The organism is Frigidibacter sp. MR17.24, from assembly GCF_037095655.1.
GTDB lineage: Bacteria > Pseudomonadota > Alphaproteobacteria > Rhodobacterales > Rhodobacteraceae > Frigidibacter.
Window position 1 is genome coordinate 133245 of the sequence record NZ_JBAWKE010000006.1, and the last position, 16851, is coordinate 150095.

Consider the following 16851-nt stretch of genomic DNA (forward strand, 5'->3'; position numbering starts at 1 on the left):
CGGGGTCGTCTTGTTGTTGCCCCGAGCATAGCAATCCCCCCGCCGAACTCAAAGCGGATCAGCGCCGCTTGCGCAGCACCTTGCGCTTTCCTGCCGCCGTGCGCGCCTTGGCCATGCCGGGCCGGCGCGCGCCGCGCTTGCCCTTCTTGGCCGAGGCGCCGGCCGGCATCGCGCCGCCCTCGATCTCCAGCAGGTCGAGCATCAGGCCCCCGGTCACCGGCACCGCCTCGGCCAGCCGCACCAGCACCCGCTGGCCGATGCCGATCACCATGCCGGTATCGGCCCCCATCAGGGTCTGGCTGTCGGGGTCGTAATGGAAGAACTCGCGCCCGATCGCGCGGATCGGCACCAGCCCGTCGGCCCCGGTCTCGTCGAGCTTCACGAACAGGCCGAACTTCTGCACGCCCGAGATCCGCCCCGTGAACTCGCCCCCCACCCGGTCGGACAGGAAGGCCGCGAGATAGCGGTCGGTGGTGTCGCGCTCGGCCGCCATCGACCGGCGCTCGGTGTCCGAGATCACCTTGGCGGTCTCGTCCAGCGTCTCGATGTCGGCCGGGCTGAGGCCGTCCTTGCCCCAGCCGTGGCCGGTGATCAGCGCGCGGTGCACGATCAGGTCGGAATAGCGCCGGATCGGCGAGGTGAAATGCGCGTAGCTGCGCAGCGCGAGGCCGAAATGCCCGAAGTTCTGCGGATTGTAATAGGCCTGCGTCATCGAGCGCAGGGTGCTGAGGTTGATCAGCTCGTCGAAGTCGCTGTCGGCGGCCTGCGCCAGCAGGCGGTTGAGATGCGCGGTCTTCAGCACCTGCCCCTTGGCGAGGCTGAAGCCCGAGGCCTCGGCCACCTCGCGCAGCGACTCCAGCTTCTGCGGCGAGGGTTCCTCGTGCACGCGGTAGAGAAGCGGGCGCTTCAGCCGCTCCAGCTCCTCGGCCGCGGCGACGTTCGCCAGCACCATGAACTCCTCGATCAGCTTGTGCGCGTCGAGGCGGTCCTTGAAGTTCACGCTCGCCACCCGGCCGTCGTCGGTCAGGCGGATCTGGCGCTCGGGCAGGTCAAGCTCGAGCGGCTGGCGCAGGGCGCGCGCCTTCAGCAGCGCCCGGTAGGCGCCGTAGAGCGGCCGGATCACCGTGTCCAGCATCTCGGCGCAGCGGTCGTTCGGGGTGCCGTCCTCGGCCGCCTGCACCTCTTCGTAGACCAGCGAGGCGCGGGATTTCATCAGGCCGCGGTGGAAGCGGTGCGAGATCTTGTGGCCCTGCGCGTCGATGCGCATCCGCACCGCGATGCAGGCGCGGCTGACGCCCTCGTGCAGCGAACACAGGTCGCCCGACAGCCGGTCGGGCAGCATCGGCACGACGCGGTCGGGGAAATAGGTCGAGTTGCCGCGCCGCCGCGCCTCGTGGTCGAGCGCCGAGCCGGGGGTGACGTAATGGGCGACATCGGCGATGGCGACCCAGATCACGAAGCCGCCGGGGTTCGACGCGTCGTCGTCGGCATGGGCATAGCAGGCATCGTCGTGGTCGCGCGCATCGGCCGGGTCGATCGTGACCAGGGGCAGGTCGCGCAGATCCTCGCGCCCCTCGAGGCCGGCGGGTTCCCAGGCGTCGGCCTCCTTGATCACGCGGTCGGGGAAGTCGTCGGGGATGCCGTGCTGGTGGATCGCGATCAGGCTGACGGCCTTGGGCGCGCCGGGATCGCCCAGGCGCTCGACGATGCGGGCCCAGGGCAGGCCGAGGCGGCCCTTGGGGCCGGCCTGCTCGGCCTCGACCAGCTCGCCGTCCTCGGCCTCGAGCGTGGCGTCGCGCGCGACGCGCCATTCCTTGTCGGAGCCCTTGTCGACCGGCACGATCCGCCCGCCCTCGGGGCCCTTGCGGAAGATGCCCAGCAGCCGGTGCTGCGCGACGCCGATCTTGCGGATCAGCCGCGCCTGATAGTCGTGGTCGCCCCCGCCCGGGATCTCGATCAGCTTGGCAAGGATGCGGTCGCCCGCGGCCACCGGGTCATCGGCCTTGCGCGGCACGAACAGGATGCGCGGCGGGGCGCCCTTGCCCTCCCATTCCATCGGCCGCGCCCAGAGGTCGCCGTCGGCATCGGGCGGCAGCACGGTCAGCACCGTCACCGGCGGCAGCTTGCCCGCGCCGTTGTAGCTGTGGCGGCGCCGCTCCAGCAGGCCCTCGGCCTCCAGCTCCTTCAGCATCCGCTTGAGCTCGATCCGCTCCGCGCCCTTGATGCCGAAGGCTTTCGCGATGTCGCGCTTGGCCGCGGCCTCGGGGTGGTCGGAAATCCAGTCGAGGATCTGCTGTCGGGAAGGTATCTGAGCCATGGCCCACCGCTAGCACGCGCGGCTTCCGGGCGAAAGCGTCAGCGCAAGGGCCGCCACATGTCGCGGTGCGGCACCGCCCCGTCGAGGTATTCCGGCCCCTCGGCCACGAAGCCCGCGCGCTCGTAGAAGCCGAGCGCTTGCGTCTGGGCCGACAGATAGGCGCGGGCAAGCGCCGGGTCCTCGGCCAGCTTGGCGACCGCCACCTCCATCAGCCGCGCGCCAAGCCCGGTGCCGCGCGCCGCCGGCAGCACGCAGACCCGGCCGATCTTGCCGACATCGCCCGCGCTGAGCAGCCGCGCCGCGCCCATCGGCACGCCATCCACCAGCCCCAGCAGGTGGCGCGCCTGCGGGTCGAGCGCATCGGGCTCTTCCTCCAGCCCATAGCCCTGTTCCTCGCAGAAGACCGTGCGGCGCAGTGCGATGCAGGGGGCGTAGTCGGTGACCTCGCGCACCTCGACCGTCATGCGAAATACTCCTTCAGGATCCGGCGATAGACCGCCTTCAGCGCATCGATCTGCGCGGTTTCCACCCGCTCGTCGACCTGGTGCATGGTCTTGCCGACCAAGCCGAATTCCAGCACCGGGCAGTGGGTCTTGACGAAGCGCGCATCCGACGTGCCGCCGGTGGTCGACAGTTCGGGCGCGATCCCGGTCTCGGCCTGCACCGCGGCCGCGACCAGATCGACGAAGGGCCCGGGCGGCGTCAGGAAGCTTTCGCCCGAGACCTGCGCGACCAGCTCGAACGCGACGCCGGTTGCGGCGGTGACGCGGTCGGCATCGGCGCGCAGCCGCTCCATCACCGAGGCCGAGGAATGGCGGTCGTTGAAGCGGATGTTGACGCTGGCCCGGCCGCGCGCGGGGATCACGTTGGTGGCCGGGTTGCCGCAGTCGATGGTCACGACCTGCAGCGTCGAGGGGTCGAAATGCGCGGTCCTCTCGTCGAAGGGGGCGCGGGTCCAGCCCTCGAGCAGCGCGACCAGCGCGTGCAGCGGGTTGTTGGCGCGGTGCGGATAGGCGGCGTGGCCCTGGGTGCCGGTCGCGGTGACATGCACGGTCATCGAGCCGCGGCGGCCGATCTTGATCATGTCGCCCAGCCGCTCGGGGCAGGTCGGCTCGCCCACCAGGCAGACGTCCATCCGCTCGCCCGCCGTCGCCATCCAGTCGAGGATCGCGGTGGTGCCGTCGCGGCCCGGGCCTTCCTCGTCGCCGGTGATGGTCAGGATGATCGCGCCCTCGGGCGGGGCCTCGCGCACGAGGTCGCAGGCGGCGGCGACGAAGGCCGCGACGCCCGACTTCATGTCGGTGGCGCCCCGGCCCCAGATCTCGGGACCCACGATCTCGCCGCCGAAGGGATCGCGCGCCCAGGCCGCGGCATCGCCCACCGGCACCACGTCGGTATGGCCGTTGAAGCCGAAGGTCCGGGGGGCGCCCTTCGCGCCCCAGCGGGCGAAGAGGTTGGGCGTGCCCTCGCGGTCGACCCGGGTGCAGCTGAAGCCCGCGGCGGTCAGGTAGCGATCGAGCAGCACCAGCGCGCCGCCCTCGACCGGCGTGACCGAGGGGCAGCGGATCAGCTCGGCGGTCAGCGCGACGGGATCGACGGGGGTGTTGCCAAGGGCAGGGCGGTCGGACATCGGGGGCTCCTTCGCGGGTATCCTCGCGCCCCCGGGTCTAGTGCCGCCGGGCGCGGGACGCAATCAACGCCGCTTCGGGCCCTTGCCCGCGCCACCCTTGCGCGTGCCCCCCTTGCCCGTGCCACCCTTGCCCGCGCCACCCGTGCCGGCGCCGTGCGGGCCACCCGAGGGTGCCTTGCCGCCCTTTCCGGCCCCGGTTCCGGCCCCGGTTCCTTCCCCGGTTCCAGTCCCGGCGGGCCGGCCCGGCTTCGGCGGCTTCACCGCCGCCCGCGCCGCCTTGTGCGCCGGGGCCGGCTTGCCCGCGGGACGCACGGCGCGCAGCGCCTCGCCCCCGCCTGCCGCCTTGCTGCCGCCTGCCGCCTCGCTCCCTCTGGCGTCGGCGGCCTCGGGGCCGTCGAAGAAGGGCGTCATCTGCGCGACGATCACCGCGTTCTCGGCCAGCGCGCGGTCCATCAGTTCCCGCTCGTCGGCGTCGATCTCGTGGCCCTGCGCCTCGCGTTCTGCCAGCGTGCCATAGCCGGTGATGTCGACGGGCGAGAGTTCCGCGACCTTCAGCACCGCGACCGTCTCGCGCACGGCCTCATCCTCGTCCACGCCCGAGGCGAAGCACATCAGCGCGGCGCCGGTCGCGCCCTCGGGCAGGCCGTCGCCGGGCGAGCGGCCCAGTTCGACCACCAGCGTGTAGACCTGCTGCGGGCGCTTGGTCTTCTCGGGCTTTTCGGGGGTCTCGGTCATGATCGGCTCTCCGCGGGCTGGCCTGCCGTCATCTGTCGTCCTTCGGCGCGCCATGCAAGCCGGTTTCGCCGATCCGCGGCATCGTCCAGCGATCGTGGGCGCAATGCGGGCAGGCGCCGTCGGGCAGGACCTCGGCCGCGCGCGCCAGCGCCCCGCAGCGGGTGCAGCAGGCCAGCCCCCCGGGCGCGAGCGCCGGATCGGCGAGCCGGGGCAGGGGCCGGATCTCGGCCGGGGGCACGATCGGCAGGCCCGGGCGCGGGGTGCCGGCCCGGAAGGTCGAGAAGGCGCCGCCGCCCTCGATGTAGAGATGCTCGACCTCGCCGAGGTTGCGGATCCCCTGCATCCGCAGCCGCGCGATCACCTCCGGCGGGCCGATGTCGCGCGCCGCCATCCCCTCGGGCAGGAGGCGTCCATCCTGCACCAGCGCCACGGGCAGCCCGTCGATCAGCCGCTTGGCGCGGTCCAGCCGCAGGATCAGCAGGTCGAGCCCCTTGTTGATCAGCACGACCAGCGTGATCACCAGACCCGCGTTCAGAAGCGGCACGTCGGGATAGAAGGTCGCATCGCCCACCGCCGAGCCGAGCGCGATCACCAGCAGGAATTCGACCAGCGACAGCTGCACGACGCCGCGCCCGCCGACCCAGCGGATCAGCAGCAGCGTATAGCCGTAGATAAGCCCGGTCCGCACCAGGATCTCGAGCAGGAACAGCGGCGTGGTGTCGCCCAGCACCATCCGGTGCAGGTCGAAGGGAACGACGGTCTGGTCCATGCGCGGCGCTCCGGCGGCGACGACGCCGCGGCAGCATGAACGCGCCGCGCGCAGCCGCGGTTCCGGCCGGCAGCCGGGCCCGCGGTCAGCGCGCGCTCAGCCCGTGCCGGGGCCCGCCTGCGCGGCCAGCACCGCGCCGATCAGGCCGGGGAACCGGCGGTCAAGCTCGTCCCGGCGCAGCGACAGCAGCCGCCCGCGCCCCTGCGCGACATTGCGGATCACGCCTGCCTCGCGCAGGACCTTCATCAGGTGCGACTTGGTCGATTTCGGAACCTCGGGATCGCCGAGGTGGCAGCGCGCCATCTCCAGCGGTCCCTCCGCCAGCTGCGCCACGATCTCGAGCCGGGCGGGATCGCTCAGCGCGAACAGCACCGCGTCCAGCGTGATCTCGGCTTCGTCGGGATGGGGCAGGTCGGAATTCGTCGTGGTCATGGTTCGAATATAGTTGAACCTTCGCGCGGCGCCACCGATATAAGGTTCCACAATCTTCGAACCATTGGAGTCGCCATGTCCCCCGTCGCCCGATCCCGCCCCGCGGCGCTGGCCTTCGCCGTCCCGGCGCTGGGCAGCGCGCTGGTGATGGCCAGCGCCAGCGCGCCCTCGCCGTTCTATCCCGCGCTGCAGGCCGGGATCGGCTTCTCGCCGGTGGCGCTGACCGGGATCTTCGCGATCTACACGATCACGCTTCTGGCGACGCTGCTGGTCACGGGATCGGTCTCGGACCACCTGGGCCGGCGCCCGGTGCTGTCGGCGGGCTTCGCGCTGCTGGCGGTCTTCGCGGTGCTGTTCGCGCAGGCGGACACGGTGGCCGGGCTGGTCGCGGCGCGGGCGCTGCAGGGCGTCGCCTGCGGGCTGCTGATCTCGGCGCTCTCGGCCGCGATGCTCGACCTCGAGCCGCCGGCAGCGCCGGGGCTCGCGGCGATCTGCAACGCGATCCTGCCGCTGGCGGGGCTCGCGCTCGGGGCGCTGCTGGCCGGGGCGGCGATCGACCTGTGGGGGCCGGCGCGGGCGGGCGTGTTCGACGGGCTGGCGATGGTCTCGGCGCTGTTCGCGGTCGGGGTCTGGGCACTGCCCGAGACCGCGCCGCGCCACGCGGGGCTGGCGCGGGCGCTGCAGCCGCGGGTCCGGGTGCCGGAGGCGGCGCGGCAGGCGTTCTGGCGCACGGCGCCGGCGCTGTTCTCCAGCTGGGCGACGGGCGGGCTTTACCTGTCGCTCGGCGCCTCGATCGCGGCGCATGTCTTCGGGCTGTCGCGCGGGATCGAGCAGGGGGCGGTGGTGACGCTGCTGGCGGGGATGGGGGCGCTGGCCTGCTTCCTGGCGCGGCACCGGCCGGCGCCGGCGACGCTGCGGCTGGGCACGCGGGTGCTGGCGGCGGGGACGGCGCTGACGCTGGCCGGGCTGGGGCTGGGCAGCGTGGGGCTGTACCTTGCCGCGCTCGCCGTGGCCGGGGCGGGGTTCGGCGCGACCTTCTACGGCGGGCTGCGCACGATCGCGCCGCTGGCCCCGCCGCAGGAGCGTGGCGAGCTGTTCGCGGCGGTCTACACCATCTGCTACCTCGCCTTCGGCGTGCCGGTGGTGATCGCGGGCATGATGGTGCCCCTGCTGGGGCTGATCGGCGCGACCTGGGCCTATGGCACGGTGATCCTGTGCACGGCGCTGGCGGCCTCGGTGCTCAACCGCCGCTGACGCGCCGATCGGCCCTTCGTCGAGGGGCTGCCCCGCCGGCGGGCCGAACGGCCCCCAGGCGGAACGGCCCGAACGGAAAGGACCCGGCCGCTTGCGCCGCCGGGTCCCGTGTCATCCGTCATCGACCGCGTCCAGTCGCGGTGCGGCGCCTCAGGTGCCGCGCCTCAGGCGTGGCGGCCGCGCATCATCCGGCCGATCGCGATCAGCAGGCAGGCGCCGACGATCGCGACGATCAGGTTGCCCAGCAGCCCGACGGCCGAGGCCCCCAGCACCAGCGCCAGGATCCAGTTCAGGATCACCGCGCCGAGGATGCCGAGGATGATGTTCATGAAGATCCCGTGATCCGCCTTCATGATCTTCTCGGCGATCCAGCCGGCGAGCGCGCCGACGATGATCGTCATGATCCAGCCAACTCCGGTCATATCGTCCTCCATGGTTGCCCCGCGCCCCCGCGGGAGGGCGCGCATGTTCTGAAGGGCGAACGCCGGATCCGCCGCGCGGTTCCCCGCGATCAGTCGCGCAGCAGCTCGTTGATCGAGGTCTTCGACCGGGTCTTGGCGTCGACGCGCTTCACGATCACCGCGCAGTAGAGGTTCACGCCGTTCTTCGACGGCAGCGAACCCGACACCACGACCGAGCCCGCGGGCACTTCGCCATAGAAGGTCTCGCCGGTCTCGCGGTCGTAGATCTTGGTCGACTGGCCAAGGTAGACGCCCATGCCCAATACTGAGCCCTCGCGCACGATCACGCCCTCGACCACTTCCGAGCGGGCGCCGATGAAGCAGTTGTCCTCGATGATCGTCGGGCCGGCCTGCATCGGCTCCAGCACGCCGCCGATGCCGACGCCGCCCGAGAGGTGCACGTTCTTGCCGATCTGGGCGCAGCTGCCGACCGTGGCCCAGGTGTCGACCATCGTGCCCTCGTCGACATAGGCGCCGAGGTTGACGAACGAGGGCATCAGCACCACGCCCTTGGCGATGAAGGCCGAGCGGCGCACCACGCAGTTGGGCACCGCGCGGAAGCCCGCGGCGCGCCACTGGTTCTCGCCCCAGCCGGCGAACTTGCTGTCGACCTTGTCCCACCAGCCGCCGCCCTGCGGCCCGCCCGACTGCAGTTCCATGTCCTTGAGGCGGAAGCCCAGCAGCACCGCCTTCTTCGCCCACTGGTTCACGTGCCACTGGCCGTCGGCCTGGCGTTCGGCCACGCGCAGGGTGCCCGCGTCAAGCGCGCTCAGCGTGTCCTCGATCGCCTCGCGGGTCTCGCCGGTGGTGGCCGGGGTGATCGCGTCGCGGGCCTCCCAGGCGGCTTCGATCGCGGTTTCAAGCTGGGCATTCGACATGTTTCTCTCCGGAAATTCCTTGGCGTCAGGCGTTACAGCCCTATAGACCGGGGCACCGGGCCGTTGCAACGCGGCCCTTTCCGGCGGCGGCCGTTCCGACTGCTTCCGGCGCCGACAGGAGAGACCGACGATGGACGACACGCCCCGCCCCGGCCATGCATTCCGCGACAGCCAGGAGGACAGCCGCGCGGCGCGCGAGACGCCCGACACCGCGCAGACCCGGGCCCCGGCCTACCGTCTGGCCTTCGCCGATCCCGACTTCCTGCTGCGCGAGGAGCTGCGCCCCGTGCGCCTGCAGCTGGAGCTGCTGAAGCCGCAGCTGGTGATGGACGAGCGCGGCGTGCAGTCGACCTTCGTGATCATGGGCTCGGCCCGGGTGCCGGGTCCCGAGGGCGAGGGCGCGCCGCATCGCGGCCGCGCCGCGGCGCTCGCGCCTTGGTACGACGTCGCGCGCGACCTGGCGCGGCGCGCGACCGAGCGCAGCCTCGGGAGCTATGGCCGCGACTGGGTGGTCTGCACCGGCGGCGGCCCGGGCATCATGGAGGCCGGCAACCGCGGCGCCGACGAGGCCGGCGGCCAGTCGATCGGGCTGAACATCGTGCTGCCGCACGAACAGGCGCCGAACCCCTGGGTGACGCCCGACCTGTGCTTCAACTTCCACTATTTCGCCATCCGGAAGATGCACTTCCTGATGCGCGCGCGGGCGATCTGCGTCTTCCCCGGCGGCTTCGGCACGCTTGACGAGATGTTCGAGTGCCTGACGCTGATCCAGACCGGGCGCATGCGGCCGGTGCCGCTGGTGCTGTTTGGCCGCGCCTTCTGGGACGGGCTGGTGAACTGGCAGGCGCTGGTCGAGGCCGGCACCATCAACGAGGCCGACCTCGGGCTGATCAGCTATGCCGAGACCGTCGACGAGGCGATGCGGATCATCGACGCCTTCGACTACGGCTGCTGAGCCGCCCGCGCCGCCCGGTGGCGGCCCGGGTCCCAGGGCGCCGGGCGCGCAGGGGCCAGGCGCGCAGGGGCCGGGCGCGCCGCGGCGTGGTCAGGGGCGCGACAGTTCGGAGTCGAGCTTCAGCACCCGGTCGCCGTCGTCCTGCCGGATCAGGTAGGCCGGCCGCGCGCGGCTGCCGTTGCGGGTGATCTCGCGCCCCTTGATGCGGCGCTTGACTCGGCGGGTGAACACCTCGGCCACCTCGCCCTTGCCCTCGCCGCGGCCCCAGGACCAGGCGACGGTGTCGCCCTTGGAAAATCTGCTCATCGCGCACCTCCTGCTGCGGGTGGCAACGCGCCGTGGCGGCGGGCCGTTCCCGGGACGGGGCGGATGAGGGAGGCGGGCGGGGGAAGCGGGCGGGGGCGGTCCCGGGGGGCAGAGGGGGCTCCGCCCCCGCGGCTGCGCCGCCCCCCGGGATATTTGGGCAAAGTCGAGGATCAGTGCGCGGCGATGCCCGCGTCGGGCTTGTCGTGCCGGCCCAGACGCTCGACCAGGGTCTGCGAGGCGCGGTTGAGGCCGGTCAACGTGACCTCGGCGCCGGCGCGGCGGAACTTCACCACCGCCTGGTCGATCGCCGCGACCGAGGAGATGTCCCAGACATGGGCGCCCGAGACGTCGATCGTCACCCGGGCGAGGCGCTCGCGGAAGTCGAAGGCGGCCATGAACGCCTCGACCGAGGCGAAGAACAGCTGCCCCTCGACCCGGTAGTGCCGGTGGTCGCCCTCGCGTTCGGAGGTGACGGTGAACAGGCGCGAGATCTTCCAGGCGAAGAAGATCCCCGACAGCAGCACCCCGGTCAGCACGCCGAAGGCGAGGTTGTGCGTCGCCACGACCACCGCGACCGTCGCCAGCATCACCACCGAGGACGGCAGCGGATGGTCGCGCAGCTGGCCGAGCGAGCGCCACGAGAAGGTGCCGACCGAGACCATGATCATGATCGCGACCAGCGCCGCCATCGGGATCTGGCCGACCCAGGCGTTGAGGAAGGTCACGAAGATCAGCAGCATCACCCCGGCGAAGAAGCACGACAGCCGGCCGCGCCCGCCCGAGGTGACGTTGATCACCGACTGGCCGATCATCGCGCAGCCCGCCATCCCGCCGATGAAGCCGGTGCAGAAGTTGGCGAGCCCCTGGCCGATGCATTCCTGGTTGCGGTTCGACCCGGTGTCGGTCAGGTCGTCGACGATCTGCTGGGTCATCAGGCTTTCCAGCAGGCCGACGGCGGCGACCGCGACCGAATAGGGCGCGATGATCTGCAGCGTCTCCAGCGTGAAGGGCACGTCGGGCAGCATCAGGCTGGGCAGCGCGTCGGGCAGGGCGCCCATGTCGGCGACGGTGCGCACGTCCCAGCCGAAGGCCATCGAGCAGGCGGTCAGCACCACGATCGCCACCAGCGGCGCGGGCACCGCGCGCGTCAGGCGCGGGAACAGGTAGATGATCGCCAGCGCCGCCGCGACCAGCGGGTAGGTCAGCATCGGCACCCGCGACGGGTCCAGCTCGGGCAGCTGCGCCATGAAGATCAGGATTGCCAGCGCGTTGACGAAGCCCGTCATCACCGAGCGCGACACGAAGCGCATCACGAAGCCCAGCTTCAGCGCCCCCGCGATCATCTGCACCACGCCCGCCAGCACCGTGGCCGCGAGCAGGTAGTCGAGGCCGTGGTTCCTGACCAGCGTGCCCATCAGCACCGCCGTGGCCGCGGTCGCGGCCGAGATCATCCCGGGCCGGCCGCCGAAGATCGCGGTGATCACCGCGATCGAGAACGAGGCATAGAGCCCCACCTTGGGGTCGACCCCGGCGATGATCGAGAAGGCGATCGCCTCGGGGATCAGGGCGAGCGCGACGACGAGGCCCGAGAGGAGGTCGGCGCGGATGTTGCCCGTCCACTGCCGGGCGTAGCTGTCCTTGTGCATGTAATTGTTCGTTCCGGTGGTCGGGCCGGGTCGCGCATTGGCTGACCTGTGGGCCCGGTCGGTTGTCCGGCGGATCGGCGGCCGGAAGAGCCAGCGGGGATCGCACCCGCTCCTGTCTGCTGGGGCGAGGGGATAGCAGATCTGCGCCGTTGCGGCAACCTTTTCGCCGCAGCGCGGCGCCGCGCGGCGCCAGGCGGCGGGCGGGGCGGCGTCAGGCCCGGGCGAGGCGGCGGCGCAGCAGGCGCAGCGTCGCATGGCTGCAGGCCGAGGAGGCAAGCCCGCCCGCCGCGAGGATCAGGCCGACGAGGCTGGCGATGGTCTGCAGCGCAAGATCGGTCAGGCGCACCGTGGCGCGCAGGAACCGGCCCTTGCCCAGCACCTCGATCCGGCCGACGGTGCGCGGCCCCAGCACCTCGGCGGCATTGGCGATCCGGCGCGCCTCGGTCGCGTCGTCGATGCGCGACAGCAGGTGCAGCGCCGCGCGCGGGCCGGTCGCGGCCTCGATCCGGCCAAGCGCCACGGCCGTCGCGCGCAGCGGCGCCAGCGCGGCCGGGCGCACCAGCCCCGGCAGCGTCTCGCCGTCGAGCGCGCGCGCGATCCCGAGCCCGCGCATCCGGCCCCAGTCGATGCCCTCGTCCGCCGCGCGCGCGAGCATGGCGCCGAGCCGCGCCGAGACGAGGCCCATGCTGCGCGCGGTGCGCAGCGCCCCCGCGCCGATCTTGATCGGCAGGCTGGTGCCGCCGGTGGCCACGATCGCCGCCGTGGCGCCAAGCCCGGCAAGCCCGAGCGCGAGGTTGACGCGGTCGACATCGCCGCCGCGCGCCCAGGACACCGCCTCGGTACCGACGGCGGCGATGTCGCCGGCGGGGGTCAGCACCATCGGCGCCTGGCACAGCAGCTGCGCCGACAGCTGGCAGGCGGCGGGATTGGCAAGGCAGGCAAGGCAGCCCGCCGCCGTGGCCCACAGCCCCTCGTCCGCGCTCTGCGCCGCGTCGATCCGCGCCAGCATCTCGGCGGGCAGGAACACGCCGCGCTCTTCGGCCACGCCCATCACGGCGTCGATCGCGACCCAGTTGCGCTCGGGCGCGGACAGAAGCGCATCAAGCCGCCCGAGCACCCGCTCGGGCGTGGCGCTGCGCGCCATCTCGCGGTCCATCGCGGCGCGGATCTGCTCTTGCCCGGCATCGACGAAGGGGCCGAGCCCGGGCGTGGCGGCGATATGGGCCAACGACCGGGCGCCACCGATCAGCGACAGCACCAGCAGCACCAGCAGCAGCCGCCGCGCCGCCAGCCGGGCACCGCGGCCGATCCGGTCGCCGCGCGGCGGGGGCGGGGGGGCGGCGGGCCGCGGTGGCGGCCCCTCGACGGCGACGGGCCTGCCCCGGGTCGTGACGTCGGGCCGGGCCTCGCCGACGGCGGCGTCGCCGGCAGGGGCCCCGTGGGGAGGGGCCTCGTGGGTAGGGGGCGTGGCAAGGGGCATGCCGCTGCGCATCGCCGGCAGCCGCGCGAGCCTTTGCCCGAGCGCGGCGCCATCGACGCGCGGATCGCCCGAGCGCACGCCGCGCAGATGCGCCGCCGGGTCGGGGGCGGGCACCGCCTCGGCGGACGGCAGGTCGTCGGCGGGCGGGGTGTCGGCGTGCGAGGTGCCGGTGGGCAGATCGTCGGGAGGAGGGGCCTCCTCGGGGCGCGGTTCGACGGGCGGGACCGCTGGCGCGGCCGGCGCGAGCGGCCGCGCGGGTCCGGCGGCGGTGACCGGTGGTTCGCGGCGCGCGGCCGCGACGGCGGAGGGGGCGGGCGCCGCCGCGGCAACGGCCGCCGGGCGTCCGCGCCGCTGTTCGGCATGGGCCGCCTTCAGCCGGTCCATCGCCGCGCTCATGCCGCTGGCCGGCGGGCGCGCCGGCGCGTCCCGCCGCGGCGGCGGCGGGGGATCATCGCCGCCGGGGGGCGGCGACGGCGGGCTCACCGCGCCCGCGACCGGATCATGCCGACGATCTCCTGCGTGCGCGCAAGGATCGGGGCGGCGATCGCGTCGGCCTTCTCGGCGCCGGCGCCGAGGATGCGGTCGATCTCGGCCGGGTCGGCCATCAGCCGGTTCATCTCGGTGGTGATCGGCGCGATCTGCGCCACCGCCAGCTCGGCCAGCGCGGGCTTGAAGGTGCCAAAGCCCTTGCCGGCGAACTCGCCCACCACCGCCTCGGCGGTCATCCCCGACAGCGCGGCGTAGATGTTGACGAGGTTCTTCGCCTCGGGGCGCTCCTTCAGGCCGTCGAGCGTCTCGGGCAGCGGCTCGGGATCGGTCTTGGCCTTGCGGATCTTCGAGGCGATGGCATCGGCATCGTCGGTCAGGTTGATCCGGCTCGCATCCGAGGGATCGGATTTCGACATCTTCTTGGTGCCGTCGCGCAGGGACATCACCCGGGTCGCCGCGCCCTCGATCACCGGCTCGGTGATCGGGAAGAACTCGACCCCGTAGTCGTGGTTGAACTTGGCCGCGATGTCGCGCGTCAGCTCGATGTGCTGCTTCTGGTCCTCGCCCACGGGGACATGGGTCGCGTGGTACAGAAGGATGTCGGCCGCCATCAGCGACGGATAGGCATAAAGCCCGAGCGAGGCGTTCTCGGCGTTCTTGCCGGCGGTCTTGTCCTTGAACTGGGTCATCCGGTTCATCCAGCCAAGGCGGGCGACGCAGTTGAAGATCCACGCCAGCTCGGCATGGCCCGAGACCTGGCTCTGGTTGAACAGGACCGAGCGCGCCGGGTCCACGCCCGCGGCGATGAAGGCGGCGGCCGCCTCGCGCGTCTGGTTCGCCAGCGCCACGGGGTCCTGCCAGACGGTGATCGCATGCATGTCGACCAGGCAGTAGATCGACTCGAAGCCCTCGTCCTGCATCTCGGCGAAGCGCTTGAGCGCGCCCAGATAGTTGCCCAGCGTCAGGCCGCCGGACGGCTGGATGCCCGAGAAGACGCGAGGGGTGAAGGCGGCGTTCGGCGAGAGCGCGGTGGAAGGCGCTTGGGTCATGGCGGATCTTTCCGTGAAAGGGCACCGGAGGCTGGAGTTTCCGGCCCCCGTCGCTTATCGCTGGGTCGCAGTCAGGTCAACGAGAAGCGGCCCCCCAACGCCATGAACGAGCCCCGCGGCGAAAGCCCCCTGAACCCGATCCCGCCCGTCGTCTGGGCGCTGTTCCTGCCGGTCGCGGCGATGGAGATCGTGCTGTCGGCCGGCGGCTCGGGCCTCGTGGGCGGGGCGGGCGCCATCGGCTGGCGGCTGGATGCGCTGCAGCGCTTCAGCTTCTCGCCGCAGCTGTTTCGCTGGATGCTCGAGAACGGGCACTGGCCGCCGGGCCAGCTGGTGCGGATCCTGACCTATCCCTTCGTGCACGGCTCGATGACGCATGCGCTGTTCGTCGCGGTGTTCCTGCTCGCGCTTGGCAAGATGGTGGCCGAGGTGTTCTCGGCCCTCGCGGTGGTCACGGTCTTCGTGGTGGCCGCGATCGCGGGGGCGCTGGTCTACACGGTGATCCCGGGCGACCTGCCGCCGCTGTACGGTGGCTACCCGCCGGTCTACGGGCTGATCGGGGCCTTCACCTTCATCCTGTGGCAGCGGCTCGGGGCGGTGCAGGCCAACCAGTACCGCGCCTTCTCGCTGATCGGGTTCCTGCTGGGGATCCAGCTGGTGTTCGGGCTGATCTTCGGCGGCACCTGGCAGACGGTGTCCGAGATCGCGGGCTTCGCCGCCGGGTTCCTCGTGTCCTTCGTGGTGGCGCCGGGCGGCTGGCGCGCGGTGCTGCGCCGGCTGCGCGCGCGCTGATCGGCCGCCGCCGTCAGCCGCGCCGCCGCTCCCGCCTTCAGCCCCGCCGCAGCCCCGCCTTCAGGTCCGACGGCCGGAACGCGCCAAGCGCCACCGCCGCCGCGCCGTAGACCGCGACGCCCGCGCCGATCAGCCCGGCCAGCGCGGCATAGCGCGTGCCGGGGGCGTGCAGCGCCGCGTCGAGCCAGCGCGCCATCACCCACAGCACCCCGCCCATCAGCGCCGAGGCGAGCACGATCCGCGGCAGCCGCCGGCGCAGCCGGTCGTCCCAGGACGCGGCCTCGCCCATGTCGCGCGCGTGCAGCGCCAGCTGCGCGACCATGGTCCAGCCCGCCAGCGTCGTCGCGAGCGCGGCGGCCGAGAAACCGATGACCGGCGACAGCCCGATCGCGACCACCGCGTTGACGATCATCGCGTGGACGGCGAAGCGGAACGGCCGCCGGGTGTCCTCGCGCGCGAAGTACAGCGGCTGCAGCACCTTCTGCAGCGTGAAGGCCGGCAGCCCCGCGCCGTAGATCGCTAGCGCCAGCGCGGTCGGGGCCACGTCCGCGGCATCGAAATCGCCGCGCTGGAACAGGACCGAAATCAGCGGCCCCGCGATCACCATCAGCGCGACGGCGGCCGGAACGGTCAGGAACAGCGCGAATTCGGTGCCGCGGCTGTAGGCGTGGCGGCTGCCGCCGACATCGCCCGCCTTCAGCCGCCGCGACAGGTCGGGCAGCAGCACGACGCCGATCGCGATGGCGACGACGCCCAGCGGCAGCTGGTACAGCCGGTCGGCATAGGTCAGCCAGGCGATGGCGCCGTCGAAGAACGACCCCACCTGCCGCCCGACCAGCAGGTTGACCTGCACCACGCCCCCCGCCAGCACCGCCGGTCCCGCGATCGCCAGCATCCGGCGCATGTCGGGATCCAGCCGCGGCCGCACGAGCCGCAGCGGGAAGCCCATCCGCGCCGCCGCCGTCCAGCACAGCGCCAGCTGCACCACGCCCGCGACCGGCGTCGACCAGGCCATCGCCAGCCCCATGTCCCAGCCGAACCGGTCCGCGCCCAGCATCGCCGCGATCAGCACGAGGTTCATCAGCACCGGTGCTGCCGCCGCCGCGACGAAGCGCCCGCCCGCGTTCAGCAGCCCCGACAACAGCGCCGTCAGCGAGATCAGCACCATGTAGGGAAAGCAGATCCAGCCATACAGCGTGGCCAGCGCCGCCCGCTCGTCGCCGGCAAAGCCCGAGGCCATCACCAGCACCAGCCAGGGCATCGCGATCATGCCAAGCGCCGTGACCACGCCCGAGACCAGCAGCAGCCCCGCCATCGCGCGCTCGGCGAAGGCGCGGGCATCCTCCTGCCCCTCGAGCTTCTTCGAGAACATCGGCACGAAGGCGGTGTTGAACGCGCCCTCGCCGAAGAAGCGGCGGAACATGTTGGGCAGCGAGGTCGCGACGAAATAGGCCTCGGCCACCGGGCCCGCGCCGACATAGGCCGCGATCATCACGTCGCGCACGAAGCCCACGACGCGGCTGCCAAGCGTCCAGCCGCCCACGGTCAGAAAGCCGCGGACCAGCCGCACGGGTCGTATCGTCGACATCTCTGCCCCTCTCGCGGGCGTCTTGCGGCCCGTCTTGCTGCTGTGCGCGGGCGCCTTCATACGCCCGACACCG

At 72.5% G+C, this 16851-nt stretch carries 15 protein-coding genes, 1 pseudogene and 1 other annotated feature; of the genes and pseudogenes, 3 read left to right on the plus strand and 13 right to left on the minus strand.

The window, feature by feature from the left end; all coding sequences use genetic code 11:
• Positions 1–58: 58 nt before the first annotated feature.
• The 6 genes and pseudogenes from rnr to V8J39_RS17780 form a co-directional block, all read right to left on the minus strand.
• Positions 59–2317 carry a ribonuclease R gene (gene rnr / locus V8J39_RS17755; RefSeq protein ID WP_336462288.1) on the minus strand — a complete coding sequence of 753 codons (2259 nt, stop codon included), beginning with the start codon at positions 2315–2317 and terminating at the stop codon, positions 59–61.
• Between the two features lie 38 nt (positions 2318–2355).
• Positions 2356–2781: a GNAT family N-acetyltransferase gene (locus tag V8J39_RS17760; RefSeq protein ID WP_336462289.1), complete on the minus strand. Its 426-nt coding sequence runs from the start codon at positions 2779–2781 to the stop codon at positions 2356–2358.
• Complete coding sequence (gene dapE / locus V8J39_RS17765) at positions 2778–3947, minus strand: succinyl-diaminopimelate desuccinylase (protein WP_336462290.1); 1170 nt, start codon at positions 3945–3947, stop codon at positions 2778–2780. Before dapE ends, V8J39_RS17760 begins: the two co-directional genes overlap by 4 nt.
• Before the next feature lie 393 nt (positions 3948–4340).
• Positions 4341–4682, minus strand: a pseudogene (locus V8J39_RS17770) (hypothetical protein); the annotation flags it as partial.
• Positions 4683–4710: 28 nt separating this feature from the next.
• A complete protein-coding gene (locus tag V8J39_RS17775; protein ID WP_336462291.1) occupies positions 4711–5451 on the minus strand; it encodes a DUF421 domain-containing protein in 741 nt (246 codons plus the stop codon).
• 96 nt (positions 5452–5547) lie between these two features.
• Positions 5548–5883, minus strand: coding sequence for an ArsR/SmtB family transcription factor (locus V8J39_RS17780; protein ID WP_336462292.1), 336 nt, complete (start codon positions 5881–5883; stop codon positions 5548–5550).
• Positions 5884–5958: 75 nt separating this feature from the next.
• On the opposite strand from V8J39_RS17780, the gene V8J39_RS17785 reads away from it, so the two are divergent.
• Positions 5959–7137 carry an MFS transporter gene (locus V8J39_RS17785; protein ID WP_336462293.1) on the plus strand — a complete coding sequence of 393 codons (1179 nt, stop codon included), beginning with the start codon at positions 5959–5961 and terminating at the stop codon, positions 7135–7137.
• A gap of 164 nt (positions 7138–7301) precedes the next feature.
• Here the strand turns inward: V8J39_RS17785 and V8J39_RS17790 are convergent, their stop codons facing one another.
• Together V8J39_RS17790 and dapD are read right to left on the minus strand one after the other, a co-directional pair.
• Positions 7302–7559: a GlsB/YeaQ/YmgE family stress response membrane protein gene (locus V8J39_RS17790; RefSeq protein WP_336462294.1), complete on the minus strand. Its 258-nt coding sequence runs from the start codon at positions 7557–7559 to the stop codon at positions 7302–7304.
• A gap of 89 nt (positions 7560–7648) precedes the next feature.
• Positions 7649–8476, minus strand: a complete 828-nt coding sequence (dapD, locus tag V8J39_RS17795) for a 2,3,4,5-tetrahydropyridine-2,6-dicarboxylate N-succinyltransferase (RefSeq protein ID WP_336462295.1) — start codon at positions 8474–8476, stop codon at positions 7649–7651.
• Between the two features lie 130 nt (positions 8477–8606).
• Between dapD and V8J39_RS17800 the strand changes: the two genes are divergently transcribed.
• Entirely contained in the window at positions 8607–9431 is an 825-nt protein-coding gene (locus V8J39_RS17800; RefSeq protein ID WP_336462296.1) for a TIGR00730 family Rossman fold protein, read from the plus strand.
• Between the two features lie 90 nt (positions 9432–9521).
• Here the strand turns inward: V8J39_RS17800 and V8J39_RS17805 are convergent, their stop codons facing one another.
• The 4 genes from V8J39_RS17805 to trpS all read right to left on the minus strand — a co-directional run bounded on the left by V8J39_RS17805 (position 9522) and on the right by trpS (position 14401).
• Positions 9522–9737: a DUF2945 domain-containing protein gene (locus tag V8J39_RS17805; RefSeq protein ID WP_336462297.1), complete on the minus strand. Its 216-nt coding sequence runs from the start codon at positions 9735–9737 to the stop codon at positions 9522–9524.
• A gap of 170 nt (positions 9738–9907) precedes the next feature.
• On the minus strand, positions 9908–11383 hold the full coding sequence (locus tag V8J39_RS17810) for a SulP family inorganic anion transporter (protein ID WP_336462298.1): 1476 nt from the start codon (positions 11381–11383) through the stop codon (positions 9908–9910).
• Positions 11384–11443: 60 nt separating this feature from the next.
• Positions 11444–11499, minus strand: a sequence feature (sul1 is cis-regulatory element that is thought to sense ions involved in sulfur or methionine metabolism; They are found in Alphaproteobacteria).
• A 95-nt stretch (positions 11500–11594) separates the two neighbouring features.
• Positions 11595–13259 (minus strand): hypothetical protein, encoded by a 1665-nt coding sequence (locus tag V8J39_RS17815; protein ID WP_336462299.1) that lies wholly within the window; start codon positions 13257–13259, stop codon positions 11595–11597.
• Positions 13260–13342: 83 nt separating this feature from the next.
• A complete protein-coding gene (gene trpS / locus V8J39_RS17820; RefSeq protein ID WP_336462300.1) occupies positions 13343–14401 on the minus strand; it encodes a tryptophan--tRNA ligase in 1059 nt (352 codons plus the stop codon).
• Between the two features lie 102 nt (positions 14402–14503).
• Between trpS and V8J39_RS17825 the strand changes: the two genes are divergently transcribed.
• Positions 14504–15190 carry a rhomboid family intramembrane serine protease gene (locus V8J39_RS17825; RefSeq protein WP_336462301.1) on the plus strand — a complete coding sequence of 229 codons (687 nt, stop codon included), beginning with the start codon at positions 14504–14506 and terminating at the stop codon, positions 15188–15190.
• A gap of 37 nt (positions 15191–15227) precedes the next feature.
• On the opposite strand, the gene murJ is transcribed toward V8J39_RS17825, so the two are convergent.
• Positions 15228–16769, minus strand: coding sequence for a murein biosynthesis integral membrane protein MurJ (murJ, locus tag V8J39_RS17830; RefSeq protein ID WP_336462388.1), 1542 nt, complete (start codon positions 16767–16769; stop codon positions 15228–15230).
• Positions 16770–16851 lie beyond the last annotated feature (82 nt).